Raw genomic sequence first — 16,848 nt, 5'->3', positions numbered from 1 at the left:
AATACCCCAAAGTATATATTATGGACGATCAAATACTCGACAAAATCGATCAGCTCAGCGAAGATGGCAACGCATTTTGTGATCAGGGTAATTATCAGGAAGCCATCCGTATCTGGAACGAAGCTTTAAATCTAATACCCCAACCCCAGCATTTGCATGCCGAAAGCCTTTGGCTAGAGGCCTCCATTGGCGATGCTTTTTTCCTACAGGGCGATTTCCAAAATGCCCTCCAGCACTTTGAGAATGCCAAAAGGAATATTATCGAAAATGCCTACGAAAACCCGTTTATTATGTTGCGTCTAGGACAGTGTTACCTCGAATCCGCAGATACGGAAGCGGCTCAGGAATATTTACTTCGCGCCTATATGATGGAAGGAAAAGAGATTTTTGAAGAAGAGCCGCCCAAATATTTCGATTTTCTGGCCGACAATATAGACCTTGACTGACTTGTGTCTTCTATTTCCTGCCAGCTTCAAAGTAATGCCCGGGACTAACCATCCTAGGCCTACTCCTTAACATAAAACAGGAGTACGGCGGACTGATCCGGTGGCGAATACCGTCCGGGCCACTGCAGCAGTTATTTTCATTAATTTCCTTCCGTTGAAAGAGTTGTCTAAAAAAAAATCATTTTTTAGATGTTAAAACATAAATGTTCTATATTTGCATCAATTTATAATTGATCTAAATAAACTGCTATGAAAAACAGAACATGCATTAAGATGTTCACCGGTAGTATGCTTGTCTTGCTGAATACGCAGGTAATTGCACAAGAATTATCACTGATTGTAAAAAATACCGATAATCAACCTGTCGCTCAGGCCAACATCAGACTAAATGGGAAAAATATCGGCTATTCCAATCAAAATGGCCAATTCAAATTAAACAAGCTGCCATCTGGGGAATACTTGCAATTCCGTGTTTCTTATGCAGGATATTCTCCAGTGGAGAAAACCGTACTACTGGATACGGTCAAAAGCCCCATTTTATTTCAATTAGACGGGAGACAAACCTTGGATGAAATCATCGTTACAGCCGGTCGTAAACCGGAAAGCATTTCTACGGTTCCCTCGTCTGTTTCAATCCTGACCACCAAGGAAATTGAAGCACAAAGTCAGATCAGCACCAATCTTTCGAGCATCTTGGGCAATACGGTTCCAGGCTTGGGAACTTCAACCAATAAAGCGACCAACTCGGGGCAGACGCTGAGAGGCCGATCTGTTTTGGTACTAATCGATGGTATCCCGCAGTCTACACCGCTGATGAACGGACAGCGCGATCTACGAACGATAGACCCCAGTGTTATTGAACGCGTCGAAGTGATCAAAGGTGCAACGTCCATCTATGGCAATGGCTCGGCCGGCGGAATCATCAATTACATCACCCGCAAGCCCGCTAAAGATGCTGCGCCGATACAGGGCATCACCAGCTTAAGGACGACCTTCAATCCGGTCAACAGCGCCGGAACCATGGGATATCGCGCTGCACAGACCTTATTTGGCCGCAAAAACAGATGGGATTATACCGTCAGCGCATCTGCCGATTATGTGGGGCTTCAGCGCGATGGCGATGGCGTACCACTCGGTCAGACTGACGCGCTTTCCAATACCTATCAGTACAACGCATTCCTCAAAGCCGGTTACAATATTGACAGCAGCTCCAACATTTCTGCGGTTTATAACTTTTACCGGAGTAACCAGCACAATCGATACATTAGCCAGACCGGTATATATGGGCAAAAGCCAACGATCGGTGTGAGAGGCGACGATCCCGGAAAGCCCGCCGGAACGCCATACAACCACAACGCTATGCTGACCTATGCGAAAAACAACCTACTTGGTTCTACGTCACTGGTTGCGTCCGCCTATTACAATACATTCCGGTCCATGAATCGTTATGTAGAGAAAGCGTCCGCCTGGTACGGCCCTGGGCAGACGCAGATCAACTCGGAGAAAAAGGGTCTACGCCTCAACCTCAATACCCCCTTTAACCTATTGGGATATGCTGCTGACGTCACTTATGGACTGGACCTTTTAAACGATGTCACTGATCAGAACCTGACCGACGGCCGTGTCTATATTCCCCATATGAATATGCTTAACGTGGCCCCCTATGCGCAGGTCAAGATTGACTTTATTGAAAACCTGATTTTCAAAGGTGGCGTCCGTTATGAAAACGCCACTGTCAAGATCAAAGATTTCAACACAATCGCAACAGGCCCCAACAATGAAGGAAGCATAGCTGTAAAAGGCGGTAAAATTCCCTACAAAGGTGCCACCTTCAATGCTGGACTCCGTTACAATAAGTATGCGTTTTTTAATCCCTTCATCAGTTTTTCGCAGGGTTTTGCGATCAATGAGCTCGGCCGTATCGTGCGCAGAGCAACGGATAACGATCTCGACAGCCTGAAAACAGACCCCATAATTACCAATAACTACGAAGTAGGATTCTCGAGCAACTACAGTATTTTCCAGTTGGCTGCATCTTATTTCTACAGCACCTCAAAGATGGGCGTAGAACTTGTGGACATTGGCGGATACCTGATGCCCCAACGTCTTCCAGAAGATGTTTATGGATATGAGATTGCGCTCAGTGCAACCATCAGCCCCCAACTTACTGTCGGTGGTACCTATGCTTATGTAGAAGGAAAGTCCAAAAAAGAAGACGGCACTAAATCCTACCTCAACGGCTCACGAATATCACCTGTCAAAGCAACAGGATATATCTATTTTACGCCCATAAAACCTTTGAATGTCCAGCTATTTTGGGTACACACAGGCTCCCGTGACCGTTTCTTGCCCAATGACAAAGGTGTATATAAAAACAGTGAAGGTCCAGTAAAGCAGGTCGACCTCTTTAATCTCAATGCAAACTACCAGCTCAACAGACAATGGTCGTTAGGAATGGGAATAGAAAACCTCTTCAACAAGAACTACTACCCTGTCGTTAGCCAATACCGTGCATTAAATGAAGAATACGTAAAAGGACAGGGTATGCTGGCATCATTCAACGTTAACTATAAGTTTTAGATGATAAAATCAAGCATCCTCTGGTTACATAAATGGCTGGGCATTATTACCGGAATTATTGTGCTTATTTTAAGCCTTTCGGGATGTGTATACACTTTTCAGGATGAGCTCAAATTATGGGCTTACCCTGAAAAGTATTTTATAAAGGATACTGTGCAGACAGCGTCTCCTCTGCCACTTAGCACCCTCCTTTCCAGCGCGCAACATAGTCTTGAAAAGGGACAGAAAATAACGCGGGTGGATCTATACCCAGCCAAAGATCGTACCTGGGTCTTCCGCGCCATGAAAACAGATGACAGCGCCTTTGGCCATTGGAACTACTACATCTACTACAAACGCGTCTTCGTTAATCCTTATACCGGCAGCGTACAACAGGTGGAAGATGCCAAGACAGAGTTCTTTCAGCTGGTGTTACAACTTCATCTCAACCTATTGCTCGGCAAAAAATATGGACATACTCTAGTCAGCTGGTCGGTAGCACTATTTGTGCTTATTCTGTTGAGTGGAGTTGTACTTTGGTGGCCGAAGAAATGGAAAGGCAAAAATTTACGCCGAAGCTTCTGGATTGACACCAAGATCAAATGGAAACGCCTCAACCATGACCTCCATAATGTTGTAGGTTTTTATTGTCTGTTTTTTGCTCTGGTTTTCGCAATCACGGGGCTTGTCTTTGCCTTTCCAGCATTCAAAAAAAACTATATTGCAGCATTTAATGTGCTACAACCGAAAGAACGCGTACAACAAAAGCACACTTCAACCGCGCTGCCAGCGCCGTACCTAAACGTTCAGGACAATGCTCTCGTATACAGTCTACAGCAATATCCACAAGCTGAAATGCTCTCTATCCGACTAAAAAAAGATACCGTACGGGAAATGGACATTCAGGTCAGAAGATATGAAACACGAAGTGGCGTATTTGACTGGCTGTATTTTGACAAAAAGGAAGGCAGTCTTAAGGAGATCAAATCAAGTTCGCAATTACGGTATGGGGACAAGCTTAGCGCACTTAACTTTGACATCCATACCGGAAGTATAGGTGGTATGGGAACTAAGATCATCGCATTTGTGGCAAGCCTTTGTTGTGCTTCCTTGCCGATAACCGGTTATATCATCTGGTGCAACAAGAACAAGAAGAGGAAAAAGAAGGCAAAAAAGAAAAGTTATCAACATCATGTTGATAAGTGCTGTGAATAACCCATATTTTGTTTTAAACATAGTTGTTAACATCATGTGGAAAACTAGGAATCCGCAAATACCAATCGAAACTGCGCGATACTATTCGTATAGCACGCTTATTGATCTAACCAAGGTTGGAAGCTTGGCGACCTCTCTTCACTGACGCCGGCCTCCACTCCAGCCGGCACTGAGGGATAGACTTTTAAACACAAATTTCGCTGGGCAAAATATACTTTTTTTTAAGCGTTGCGAAAACAACCTTACCAGTAAAGAGACTGCAGATGTCAGTAAAAATCGACATATATGAAAGTCGCCTGAAAATAATACGCTAACTGATGCTTGTTTATCGATAAATTTATGATTTTTGCATTCACAAAAACAACACTGTGTCAAAAGCGAAATTTCTTAAGCTTGCAAAACGCCTCTCGATCGGTATGGCAAGCATCATTCTACTTTTTATTATTTGCTTACTATCCGTACCTTATATCTTCAAAGAGCAAGTAAACGCGAAGGTAAAATCGTTGGTTAATGAACATATTAACGGTGAGCTAAACTATAAAAAGGTCCGCTTAACCTTCTTTGATCAATTTCCGCTTTTGACGGCCTCCATGGACCAGGTGCTATTAAAAGGGGCCGCTCCTTTCCATAAGGATACCTTGCTATCAGCTCAACAAGTGAGTTTTGGTCTTGACGTCCTTAGTCTGCTTAAATCCAAAATCATCATCGACAAGTTTATCGTCAGCAATGGGACCGTGAACATATTGGTGGACTCTTTGGGCAACAGCAATTACACGATCTACAAGTCGACGTCGGCTGACTCTTCTAAAACGGGCGACAATTCTGAAAGCAACGCGCTGGCATTCCAACTGATCAGATTGGAGAAGACACATGTACATTATGAAGACCGGTCCATTCCGCTATGGTTTGACGCCAAAGATCTTGACTATGAAGGCAAGGGCGATCTTATGTCCAGCATATTCGATTTAAATACGCGTGCTAAAATTGCTACTTTTTCATTTTCTTTTAACAATGAGCTGTACGTGGATAGAAAATCTATCGACGCAACCTTATTGACAAAGATCAATACAGACAACCTGTCTTTCCTTTTTGAGCGCAATGATATCCGCATTAATAAGCTTCCGGTACAGTTCAAGGGTCTATTGTCTTTTATTTCACGTGGATATCATTTGGATTTCAGGCTCAGATCCCAGAAGAGCACATTAAGCGAATTGCTTTCTTTGGTGCCAAACAGTTATGCCGCATGGGTAGATAATCTGTCTGTCAAAGGCACCTCGGAAGTGTTTGTCAACCTGACCGGTGATTATATTGTCGACGAAAATAAAATGCCTGATTTATCACTCGGGTTAACGATCAATAATGGCTATCTCGCCTACAAACAGTCCAGGAACCCATTGACAGATTGGAATGCGCGGCTAAAAATTAATCTCCCTTCTTTAAATACAGATTCCCTTCAGGTTACGCTTGACCAGTTCGATTTTAAGGTGGCTTCGGGTTATTTTAAAGCGAAAGGGGCGGCTGCCGGGCGGTCTCCCTTTAGGCTGCACGCTGATATCAAAAGTAGTCTTGATCTGGACTTGCTGTCGAATTCCTTACAGTTTCCGACGTTTTCCTTTGGCGGCAGATGGGACCTCGATGCAAAAATCAATGGAACCTATGCCAAAGGAATCCGCAAAGTCGGCCTTCAAAAACGTGAAGAGGAGTATATTGCTTCCATACCCTCTTTTGACATCAAGAATACTCTCGCCGACGGACATTTCAAACTGTCGGGTCTTCCTAAGGGACTCGACAAGATCGCATACCATCTGGAAGCAAAGAACTCCGACGGAAACATGAAAAATGCAGCTATAGCAGTGCGGGATATTTCTATACAGGCGCTTCACAATTATATAAAGGGTTATATTTCGATTTCGGATTTCAACAAGATCGCGATACAGTCTGACTTACAGGCTCTTTTCAACCTTACGGACATCAAGAGTTTCTTCCCAATTGAAGATGTCGAGCTAGCGGGGCTCGTGGACGTCAGCCTACATGCAAAAGGGCATGTTGATCTCAAGCGAAATATTTTTCCGGAAACCCACACTTCTTTTGTGATGAAAAATGGACGGATCAAATCGAAAGAATATCCCGTTCCAATGGAAGATATACACATCGAAGCCTTGGTACGCAGCGAGAAAGGTTCACTACGCGATTTAAGTGTTAAGATCCTACCCGTATCTTTTACTTTTGCAGGTGAACCATTTTTTCTGAATGCAGACCTACGCAATTTCAACAACATCAGATACGATATCCAGTCCAAAGGCAAACTCAATCTAGGCCCGCTCTACAAGTTTTTCGCTCTAGACGGTGCCAACGTAGATGGATTTATACACACGGATTTCAGTCTCAAAGGTCTTCAGAGCGATGCTGCCGCGGGCCGCTATATGCAGCTTCAAAACCGCGGACATCTCCGTGTGGGCAATATTCAGGTGCATACAGATATGTTGTCTCAGCCCATTTCGATCAAAAGGGGGGATTTCCGCTTTCATCAGGAAAAAATGAACTTTGACCGGTTCCTGGTTAGCTATGGTCATAATGCCATTTCGATCAAGGGTTATCTCAACAATATCATAAATTACCTAACCCGCAGTAATGAAAACCTGAAAGGACAATTTACCCTCAACAGTAACAGGATTAACGTGGACGATTTTATGGTTTTTGCAGATCGGCCCATACCCATAACAGTGTCGTCTCCGTCAGAATCAGGCGTTGTTCTATTACCTAAAAACCTGGATATTCAGGTGCTGGGATCCGCCAGCAATATTCTTTACAAGAAGATGAGCATCCAGGATTTTAACGGCTCCCTTCTACTAAAAGAGGGTAATCTGGCTCTCCATAACACAACGTTTGAGCTTGCCGGACTAAAGGTGAATATGAACGGCAATTACAAGCCTTTAAATCCACATCGTGCCGTATTTGATTATCAGGTAAAAGCGGACAGCTTTAACATCCAGCGTGCCTATAAAGAGATTCCCATCTTCCGTGAGATGGTGACCTCCGCAAAGAACGCCTACGGCCTCGTGTCCTTGGATTACCGTCTGGGGGGATTACTCAATGGACAGATGCAACCTATTATGCCGTCCATCACGGGTGAAGGCGCATTGATTCTGGAACAAATAAAATTTCGCGGATTTAAACTTCTCAATGGCATAAGCGCGTCGACTTCAAAAGAAAAACTCAAGGATGGTGAGGTGAAAAAGGTAACCATCAGATCACATATCAAGAATAATGTCATGACGATCCAAAGGACCAAGATGAAGATGATGGGATTCAGACCGCGGTTTGAAGGACAGGTTACCCTCGATGGCCATATGAACCTTGGATTCCGGCTAGGTCTGCCTCCTTTCGGGATTTTCGGAATACCGATGCGAATTACGGGTACTGCTGATAATTTCAAACTCAAAATGGGTAAATACAGGGAAGAAGATTTAGATATGGATATGGACAATGAAGACGCTGAAATGTATAAAGAGTTACAAAAAGAAAAGTCCGAGGCAATACAATAAACAAAATATAACAAAACACTAATCCCATATTATGCTTTAAAACATATTATTTTTCTATCTTTATTAGGAACAAATTTTTGGACAATGAGATATTTTGCAATTCTACTACTTGCGGGGCTGTCGATCTGCAGCTGGTCCAGTTTCAACGCCATTCAGCAGGATAAAAATCCACTTTATGGAAAAATTTTCCGTGATATCGATGAAATCCCTTCACTACGTCATTATACAGAAGCTTTTGGTACTGTGCTCCAAACGGGCAAACGCGCCAATGGAGATTATCGCTTTGCTGTTGGCTATTATACCAGTGACGAAAACGGCGTATGTATCCTGGAGGAACTAATGAAAGATAGCGGTAATGAGGTTAGGTATAAAATACTGGACACCATCAATATTCCGAAACTTTCAGCCAACCACAATTTTGGCACTTGCGAATACCACCCAACAGGCAAGTCAGCCGCTGATGTAATCGCTATCAGCGTCATCGACGAAAATAAGGAGTATTTCGACAACATCAAGCAGGCTTGGCGTATTGACACCAAAACTCAGAAGTTTATTCCGATAAGAGATTTAAGCGGTATCCGATGTATAAATGAGGGATATGGTCTGTAGTTTAGATCAGACCATCGCCCTCTAATCGCTCAAAAACTTGCAGGACGCCGACAACCTGAATGGGTTCCCGTAGGTAGTCTTCCTGCGAAAAGTATTTCACATCGGCTATTTCGTTACCCGGCGCTATCGTTTCCGTCAACGGATACAGAAAACAGTCCTGTTCCATGATGACCTCGGGCACAATACCATAAGCCGGAGCACTGATGTGACAATAATATGTGATTTTCTGTGGATCAAGGTCAATATTCAGCTCTTCCGAAATTTCGCGCCGTAACGATTGTAGGGCAGTTTCCCCAGCATCAATTTTTCCGCCGGGAAGATACCATGCGTTTCTGTTATTACTGTACGCCAGCAATAGTTTGCGATCTTTAATACTGATTAATCCGGCCGTTGGCAGACCTTGTGTCGTAGTAGGCATATATCTCTTATTAGTCTGGGTTGTGAAAATACTCTTTTTTACTTATCCGTCAAAATACAGTGTTGTCTTTTTCCCCTAAAGGCATGACTGGTAAGCAGTCGGTAAAACCGCTTTGGAACATGCTGCTCATGGGATCACTTCCCGCGTAGCAGTTTCTTTAAGCTGGACAGGAAGATCTCGGCGTATTCCATGGTAAAACAGAGCGGCGGCAGCAACCTTAGGGTATAAGCGCCAGCATAGCCGGTGAAAATTTTTTCATGGAATATTAATTGGTGCCGAAGAGTGGCTATATTGTCCTCAAATTCCACGCCGATCATCAGTCCACGTCCCCGAACTTCGGTAACAGCGTCTATCGACTTCAATTCGTCAATTAAAAATGTACCTACCCGGGCAGCATTTTCAATCAGCTTTTCATTTTCCATGACGTCGAGAACGGCAATTGCAGCCGCACAGCCCAAGTGGTTGCCTCCAAAAGTAGTTCCAAGTTGTCCGCTAATGGCCTTTATCCGCGGAGAGATCATCGTCGCCGCCATTGGATACCCATTCGCGATACCTTTTGCTACCGTAACAAAATCAGCCTGCACTCCGGCATGCTGATGTGCAAAAAAATGACCGGTACGTCCATACCCCGACTGTACTTCATCCATAATGAGCATGGTACCCGTCTGTGTGCAGCTTACGCTCAGCTGTCTCAAAAACTGATCCGATGCTACGTGAATCCCGCCGACACCTTGTATCGGCTCAATGATTACCGCACAGTATGCTCCTGTTTCCAGCTGCTTTCTTACACTGGAAATGTCGTTGAACGGCGTGAAAAAGTAGTGGCTGCTTTCATTTACCGGCGCCCGGTTACACGCGATGTCGGTCGCTGCAGCTGCAGCTGAAGTACGACCGTGAAATGCATTGGACATGCATAGCACCTTTTTCCTCCCTGTAAAAAAAGATGCCAGCTTCAGGGCATTCTCGTTTGCTTCGGCACCAGAGTTTGATAAAAACAGGCTGTAATCCGGATATCCACTCATTTCTCCCAACCTCTTTGCCAAGCTTGTCTGTAGTTCATTTTGGACTGTATTGGAGTAAAATGCGAGCTGTTGCAGCTGCTTTACCATTCGGTGCACAACCTCGGGATGCGTGTGCCCCACGGAAATAACCGCATGTCCTCCGTACAGATCTAAATAGGGCTGTTGTTTTTCATCATACACAAAGCATCCGGCGGCACGCTCAAGCTGGATGTTGATCTTTTCAAATATCGGAAACGGTTTCATCGAAGGGTAGTTTTAGTACAAAGCTAATATGGGCTTAAATTTGCCTATTTTTCCAGTCCAGGATGATTTTAAATAACCAGTCCAAGACAGCAGAAAAGACGAAATCGTCTTTAATCGTAAAGAACAATTGTATATTTGGAACAGTAACCCAAAAGAACGACCCATGCTTAGACCTTGGAATTTGACCATAACCATTGACCGACACTCCGCAAAGGCAATTTATTTACAGATAGCAGCGAGCATTTCTGCTGATATACAATCTGGCCGGCTGAGCAGCGGCACCGCTCTTCCGAGTAGCCGGGCACTAGCCACTCAGTTGGGTGTAAACCGTAACACAGTGGTCGAAGCCCTACAATTGCTTCTTAGCGAAGGCTGGCTGGAGAGTCAGCAGCGGCGTGGCATTTTTGTCGCCAAAGAGCTGCCCCCCCTGTACTCAGGCTCAACAGTGGACGGAACGGCGGATACTCCGCAGTCTCACCTACGTATTGTGTTCGATGATGGCAATCCGGACACCAGAATTGCGCCTATAGACCAGCTTGCGCGCGCATATCGCCAGATCTTCAAACGAAGTGCCCGCTGGAAAATGATGGGCTACGCCGAACCATGCGGGCATGCTGATTTCCGTCAGGCCATTGCCGATATGCTGAACCAGGAACGCGATATGCGTGTTACCAAAGACCATCTTTGTGTCACCCGGGGTAGCCAGATGGCCATGTACCTTATTGCCCAGTGTCTGCTTGAGCCCGGAGATAGCATCTTGGTCGAATCGCCGGGATACTGTACGGCCTGGAAGATCTTTGAGCATCGGGGCGCCCGGCTCATTGAAATCCCTGTTGATGCAGACGGCATCATTGTAGACGAGATCCTTCCTCATCTCACCGCGGCAACAAATGTCAAAGCCTTATATCTGACTCCCCATCGCCAGTATCCAACGACCGTAACCCTCAGCTCACATCGGCGGTCGCAACTCATCCAGCTCTCCAACGCTTTTGGATTTACGATTATCGAAGATGACTACGACTATGAATTTAATTTTGAGCAGCCCCCCGTATTCCCCTTGGCTGCTTCACCCGTTCTACAGCATTCTATCTATATCGGGACTTTGAGCAAAGTGGTAGCTCCTGCGCTCCGTATCGGTTATCTCGTCAGTAAGAGCGAACAATTATTACGCAATATAGCTGCTTTACGTTACCTTATTGACATACAAGGCGATAATATTATGGAGCAGGCTATACTGGAACTTATTCGGGACGGAACAATACGACGGCATATACGAAAAGCGACAGATCATTATCGGCAAAAGCGCGATCTTATGGTTCGCTTGCTCGAAGAACATCTGCAGGATCATGTCCACGTCCATATTCCTGAAGGTGGACTCGCAGTATGGCTATCCTTCAAACATCAGGTAGATTGGACATTACTATTTAAAAAGCTAAAGCGGAAATCGATACAGATTCCACACCCCGACAACTATGGTAAAAGCGATAGCTACAGAGGACTGCGTTTGGGCTATGGATCACTTTCAGAAGAACTGATCGAAGAAGGCATCACGGAATTGGCACAGATTCTAAAACATGCCCGGATTAGTTAGGTCCTGACGGGGAAGCTTGGTCAAATCTCGTAGACCGTTTCTCCATTATGACTAGACCCTAAAAATTAAAATTTCGAAATAAAGACAACGAACCATATATAATTTTGGTATCATATGACCAATTGAAAGAATAGTATAGTCAAGAAACCCAATTCAGTCAAAAATAATGCAGTAACGTAATTATTTTGTAAAAAACGGCTGTTTTTAGCTTTTTGTTCATCAAATTAACCGTAGTTTTACGGCGCAAAAATTGAAGCCCGCTACTTTTTTTTAGATTGGGCTGTATAAAAGAGAGAAAAGAGTACATTATTTTATGATTGAAAGAATACCGAGCAGGCCGTATGCCGCAATAACTGCTATCGGTGGATATATCCCACCGAACAAAAGATCCAATACCGATTTAGAGCAGTTTTGTGACACGTCCGATGAGTGGATCATCAAACGTACAGGAATTAAGGAGCGGAGGATCTTAGATGAAAATCTTGCCACATCGGATATGGCGGTCAGGGCCATTCAGGATTTAGCACAAAAATATAACAAGGATTTACGGGACGTAGATGCACTTATTGTCGCTACTTCAACCCCGGATATGCCTATGCCGGCTACGGCCAATATTATTTTAGAGAAATTAGGTCTAAACAATGTATGGGCTTTTGACGTCAATGCAGCTTGTTCTGGATTTTTGTATGCCCTGGACATGGCTTCATCCCTTGTCGAAACACAGCGCTACAAAAATGTGCTGGTCGTTGGTGCCGACAATATAAGTACATATGTGGATCTGAAGGATCGCACGACAAATATCCTGTTTGGCGATGGGGCCGGCGTCATTTGGCTCGAGCCTTCAATTGAAGGCGGTATTATGGATGCTTATCTCTGCAGTAACGGTGCAGGACGCGAATTTTTAAAGATTGAAGCAGGAGGATCCCTATACCCTATCGACAGCACACTTCCTGTCAATAGTAATCGCTTTCTTAAGCAGGACGGAAAAACGGTGTTCAAACATGCGGTCCAGTCGATGAGTGATGCCTGCACGACGGTACTGCAGCGCAACAATCTGCAAATTGAAGATATCAACTGGTTAATTCCACATCAGGCCAATCAGCGGATCATTGATGCTGTGGGTCGCAGCCTGAATATCCCCGAAGATCGTGCGTTGAGCAATATCGAATACCTGGGAAATACGATTGCCGCTACCATACCGCTTTGTATCTGGCAAAATATAAAAAAATTGAATACTGGTGATTTGGTTATGCTGACCGCTTTCGGAGCAGGCTTTTCCTGGGGAGCCAGCCTATTTAAATGGATGATTTAAGCGGCTCTAGGTATAAGATAAATAGTTCATCAGTTAAAGAGCAGGGCATCCCACTACGGAATACCCTGCTTTTTTTTAGCTGCTATTAGTAATTTAGGGACAGCCCCACACCAAATCCCATATCGCTGTCATAGTGGGTTCTAAAAGCCATATTCTTTGTCAGCACATAGTTCAGTCCGGCCATATATTCCAGATCTGAATTTACCATAAAGTCCGCCCGGATTCTTCTGGAGATAGGAATATCCTCCCGCATCAGCTGCAGGCGCGCAATACCGTCGTGATACACCTCAGCCTGAAAATTAATCAACATCGGCAGAGTATACATAAACCCTAAGCTCACCGCTTTGCGACTGTCTTTTTTATTGGTCTGACCAAAAATATTCTTTTCGTGTGTGTCCTCTCCCATCCGGCGGTAACGGTAATCAAAACCAACAAAAGGCATAAACCACTGCATCTTTCCGAGGAAACGTCCCAGATGCGTCTCTACTTCATACCCATGCATGTCGTTGTAGCCCAGCCGCCACTCCGAACCCAGCTGCCAGCGCGCATTTTGGAACATAGCCTGACCGTCATTTCCGTTCGTAGCAAAGTCGTTCTGCGCCATAAAGTGGAGCATATTGCTCTCGCGCTGCAATTCCTTATACGCTTTTGCCTTATCGGGCAGATTGGGATTTTGGTAATCGCCCACGGCGAACACACGGTTCATACCCGCCATCATATGATACAGGATATGACAGTGGAAAAACCAGTCGCCTTCCTCATTGGCTAAGAACTCGATAGTGTCAGTCTCCATCGGCATGATATCGACCACATTTTTGAGAGGCGCCTTAGCTCCTTTACCGTTTAACAGTCTAAAATCGAAGCCATGCAAGTGGATCGGATGCCGCATCATCGAGTTGTTGTAGAGTGTGATCCGCAGCACTTCACCCTTCTTAACCGGAATTTTGTCGGTTTCGGAAAGAATTTTGTTGTCCATGCTCCAGACATAACGGTTCATATTACCCGTCAGCTCAAACCTAAGCTCACGCACAGGAGATGACTTGGGAAGTTCTGTAACCTGCGGAGATTCCAACATCGCATAGTTCAATGTGACGATATCACTCTGCGCATTTGCATCATACCGGTTAGCGTCTGCATTCTTATCCATTTTACCGTGATCCATTCCCATATGCTGAGCATGCTCTTTGTTGTTCCCGCCTCCTGTAATTTCGGGATACATGACGACGTTCATATCCATCTGGTTGAGACTCATCTTCATGCCCATATCGTTGAGATCCCCATTCATTTTCATCATGTCATTCATCATCTTCATCCCTTCAAAATACTTGAGACGTGGGAGGGGCGAAATCAGCTGCTTGATTCCATTGCCGACAAAATAGCTGGCGGACTGCGTACGGTCTTCCGTCGTCGCCATAAACTCGTAGGCCACGTCGTCATCAGGAATAGTAAGCACCACGTCATAGGTTTCGGATACGGCTATCAGTAACCGGTCTACCTCCACCGGTACGACATCGTTGCCATCATTGGCCACAACTGTTATTTTCCCTCCGGCATACCGCAACCAAAAATAAGAAGAGGCACCACCATTGGAAATCTGTAAGCGTACCTTGTCTCCAGCCTTCAGTTTCCTTCCGTCAACTTCCCGTAGGTCGCTGGTGTGCGCACCATTTATCAATACCCGGTCATAATATACATCGCTCACATCCATGGCCAGCTGGCGCTTCCATTCGTTGGTGATTTTGGTCTTGAACTTTCCTGCTTTTATGGCTTCGGCATAGGACTGCGTCGCTCCCTTTTTGATGGCAGACCAGTCGTTGGCGGTATGTAGCATACGCTGGATATGATGGGGATTATAATTTGTCCACTCACTTAAAATAATTGGAATAGCCGGCAGATCGTCTATTCCTTTCCGGAAAGATTTATCATCGGACCGTTTTTTAAGAATCAGGCTACCGTACATACCGATCTGTTCCTGCCATCCGGAATGTGAATGGTACCAATGCGTCCCATGCTGGATCACAGGGAACCTATACGTGTACGTCGATTGTGGTTTTATCGGCTCCTGCGTCAGATGTGGCACACCATCCTCCTTATTTGGCAAAAAGATACCATGCCAGTGTAAAGACGTACTCTCTTTCAGTTCGTTGTGGACCACGATTTCGGCTGTGTCACCTTCCGTAAACGTCAACGTAGGCATTGGAATCTGCCCATTGACCGCAATAGCACGTTTTGCTTTCCCGGCATAGTTGACAATGGTATCACGCACATAAAGCTCATGCCGCACCACTTTCTGAGCCAAGGCGGTCATCTGCAAGGCAAACAGAAAAACCAGGATTAATAGATTGTTTCTTTTACTCATCTTATCTTTTCTTACTGCTAAAACAGCTGTTTGAAACGCAGCGATTTAAAAATAAACACTTATATAAGTAGACTGTTTTAATCAGTTTGTATGTTTAAAATAACTCCTATAATTTGCTTCGTTCTCAAAATAGGATACTTCCCCCCGGTCACCTGTAATAGCGATAATAGCTTCTGCTTTATCAACGGTTTTTCCGGAGAAGGGGTCTGTAGCTATGCGTACGGCCTGCTCCCTGGGGATCCTATCTTTGCACATTTGACAACAACCGTAGTATATTTTACCATTGTGTTCTACCAGCAGTTGTTTCTTTGCCATAAAGGCATCATTAACCATGCAGACCTCGGCAGCAGGAACAAGATCACCTTTTCTATACTGGGCAGGCTGGATAGTGTTCATGGCCGCAACGTCTTCCCTATTGCCCGCTTTCGGTAGCTGAGGGTTATGCTGAGAACGGGTGCAGGCCATTAATGAAGCGACCAGCACCGTAAGGATAAGCATTAAATAATTCATCAGTTGCCACTAATTAAGTGTCTCTACTGTGCTTCCACAACTCATCATCTGCGATCCAAAGAATGGATTTTTCACGGCCTTTTCCTTACTCAACCAGTTCCCCCCTTTTCCGTCGTTAAACATGGGGCAATGCTGATAATAAACAGGAGCCTGAAGATGGCTTACTTTCAGCAGCTGATACATCGCCTGGGACAGGGTAGCAAAAGCCATGCGCTGCTTGGCCACATCTTTTGTCTTTGCAATCGCAGCCGCATCAGCTGCCAGACTGTTCATCACCTTCATCCAGACAGTATGCTCCTCTCGAGAGAGCTTGTTCATGTCGACAGCTTTGACTGCTTGCTGCAGGGCCACGGCCTGAGCAGCTGCAGTTTGTGCATCAGTCTTTACCAGACCATCTTTTAGGGCAAAGTAGTGACTAGCCAGTTGGGACATTGTCGTACGCTGGTCTACAGCAAAGACTGCTTCCGTCTTTTCAGCATGGCCGGAATGGTTTGCCGTCGATTGCATACTATGTCCCGAATGTTGATCATGTTGGGTGGATACCGGTTTGAATACGCGGAGATATTGTTCTTCTTTAGGTAAATTGGCATACGCGTCATCTGGCGCTAAAAATCGCTCGTTATCGAAACCCGCGAGCGCAATGCGCTTGAGCACATCATCGGCATCTGTTTTTGAAGCATCATACGTAATGGTAGCCATTTTTGTAGCTTGGTTCCAGTCGACTTTTGCTACTTTTCTTTCCCCGCCCTCCCGTTCTATAACGGTCTTTACCGACGGGCTGTTTCCAGATATCTTTACTGTTTCTGTCTTTGCATGCTTAATCTGCGCTTGTGTATACGTATCGGATAATACACCCAGTATGACTAAACCGATAAATGATATTGATTTCATGATATATTTTATTAAAATTAAGTGAATACAGAAGGAAATGCCACAGGCTGTCACCGCCAACTAGAACATAATAGCGGATGTCATCCAGGTGAATTCCTATATTTATACAAATTGTGGATCGGAACAAA

Annotated in this window: 12 protein-coding genes; 7 read left to right on the top strand and 5 right to left on the bottom strand. The window is 44.9% G+C overall.

The window, feature by feature from the left end; genetic code table 11:
- The first annotated feature begins 20 nt into the window (after positions 1-20).
- The 5 genes from K7A41_RS16860 (at position 21) to K7A41_RS16840 (ending at position 8,374) form a co-directional block, all read left to right on the top strand.
- Positions 21-446, top strand: coding sequence for a tetratricopeptide repeat protein (locus tag K7A41_RS16860; RefSeq protein ID WP_028072367.1), 426 nt, complete (start codon positions 21-23; stop codon positions 444-446).
- 249 nt (positions 447-695) lie between these two features.
- Complete coding sequence (locus K7A41_RS16855) at positions 696-3,026, top strand: TonB-dependent receptor (RefSeq protein ID WP_265714605.1); 2,331 nt, start codon at positions 696-698, stop codon at positions 3,024-3,026.
- Positions 3,027-4,220: a PepSY-associated TM helix domain-containing protein gene (locus tag K7A41_RS16850; protein WP_265714604.1), complete on the top strand. Its 1,194-nt coding sequence runs from the start codon at positions 3,027-3,029 to the stop codon at positions 4,218-4,220.
- A 368-nt stretch (positions 4,221-4,588) separates the two neighbouring features.
- Positions 4,589-7,765, top strand: a complete 3,177-nt coding sequence (locus K7A41_RS16845; protein WP_265714603.1) for an AsmA-like C-terminal region-containing protein — start codon at positions 4,589-4,591, stop codon at positions 7,763-7,765.
- An 84-nt stretch (positions 7,766-7,849) separates the two neighbouring features.
- Entirely contained in the window at positions 7,850-8,374 is a 525-nt protein-coding gene (locus tag K7A41_RS16840) for a hypothetical protein (RefSeq protein WP_265714602.1), read from the top strand.
- A gap of 1 nt (position 8,375) precedes the next feature.
- Here K7A41_RS16840 and K7A41_RS16835 read toward each other — a convergent pair whose 3' ends face one another.
- Both K7A41_RS16835 and K7A41_RS16830 read right to left on the bottom strand, forming a co-directional pair.
- Positions 8,376-8,792, bottom strand: a complete 417-nt coding sequence (locus K7A41_RS16835) for an NUDIX hydrolase (RefSeq protein ID WP_265714601.1) — start codon at positions 8,790-8,792, stop codon at positions 8,376-8,378.
- A gap of 134 nt (positions 8,793-8,926) precedes the next feature.
- Positions 8,927-10,057 carry an aspartate aminotransferase family protein gene (locus K7A41_RS16830; protein ID WP_265714600.1) on the bottom strand — a complete coding sequence of 377 codons (1,131 nt, stop codon included), beginning with the start codon at positions 10,055-10,057 and terminating at the stop codon, positions 8,927-8,929.
- A gap of 163 nt (positions 10,058-10,220) precedes the next feature.
- Here K7A41_RS16830 and K7A41_RS16825 point away from each other — a divergent pair, with 163 nt between their 5' ends.
- The gene (locus K7A41_RS16825) at positions 10,221-11,648 is read left to right on the top strand and encodes a PLP-dependent aminotransferase family protein (RefSeq protein ID WP_265714599.1); all 1,428 of its coding nucleotides are present in this window, start codon (positions 10,221-10,223) and stop codon (positions 11,646-11,648) included.
- A gap of 313 nt (positions 11,649-11,961) precedes the next feature.
- Positions 11,962-12,960 (top strand): beta-ketoacyl-ACP synthase III, encoded by a 999-nt coding sequence (locus tag K7A41_RS16820; RefSeq protein WP_028072375.1) that lies wholly within the window; start codon positions 11,962-11,964, stop codon positions 12,958-12,960.
- 85 nt (positions 12,961-13,045) lie between these two features.
- Here K7A41_RS16820 and K7A41_RS16815 read toward each other — a convergent pair whose 3' ends face one another.
- The 3 genes from K7A41_RS16815 to K7A41_RS16805 form a co-directional block, all read right to left on the bottom strand.
- Positions 13,046-15,319, bottom strand: coding sequence for a multicopper oxidase family protein (locus K7A41_RS16815; protein WP_265714598.1), 2,274 nt, complete (start codon positions 15,317-15,319; stop codon positions 13,046-13,048).
- Positions 15,320-15,400: 81 nt separating this feature from the next.
- Positions 15,401-15,829, bottom strand: coding sequence for a hypothetical protein (locus K7A41_RS16810; protein WP_265714597.1), 429 nt, complete (start codon positions 15,827-15,829; stop codon positions 15,401-15,403).
- Between the two features lie 9 nt (positions 15,830-15,838).
- Entirely contained in the window at positions 15,839-16,720 is an 882-nt protein-coding gene (locus tag K7A41_RS16805; protein ID WP_265714596.1) for a DUF3347 domain-containing protein, read from the bottom strand.
- Positions 16,721-16,848: the final 128 nt, after the last annotated feature.

It is taken from the genome of Sphingobacterium sp. InxBP1, from assembly GCF_026191775.1.
In the GTDB taxonomy this organism is placed as follows: Bacteria; Bacteroidota; Bacteroidia; order Sphingobacteriales; family Sphingobacteriaceae; genus Sphingobacterium; species Sphingobacterium thalpophilum.
This window is presented reverse-complemented; position numbering and strand designations above follow the sequence as displayed.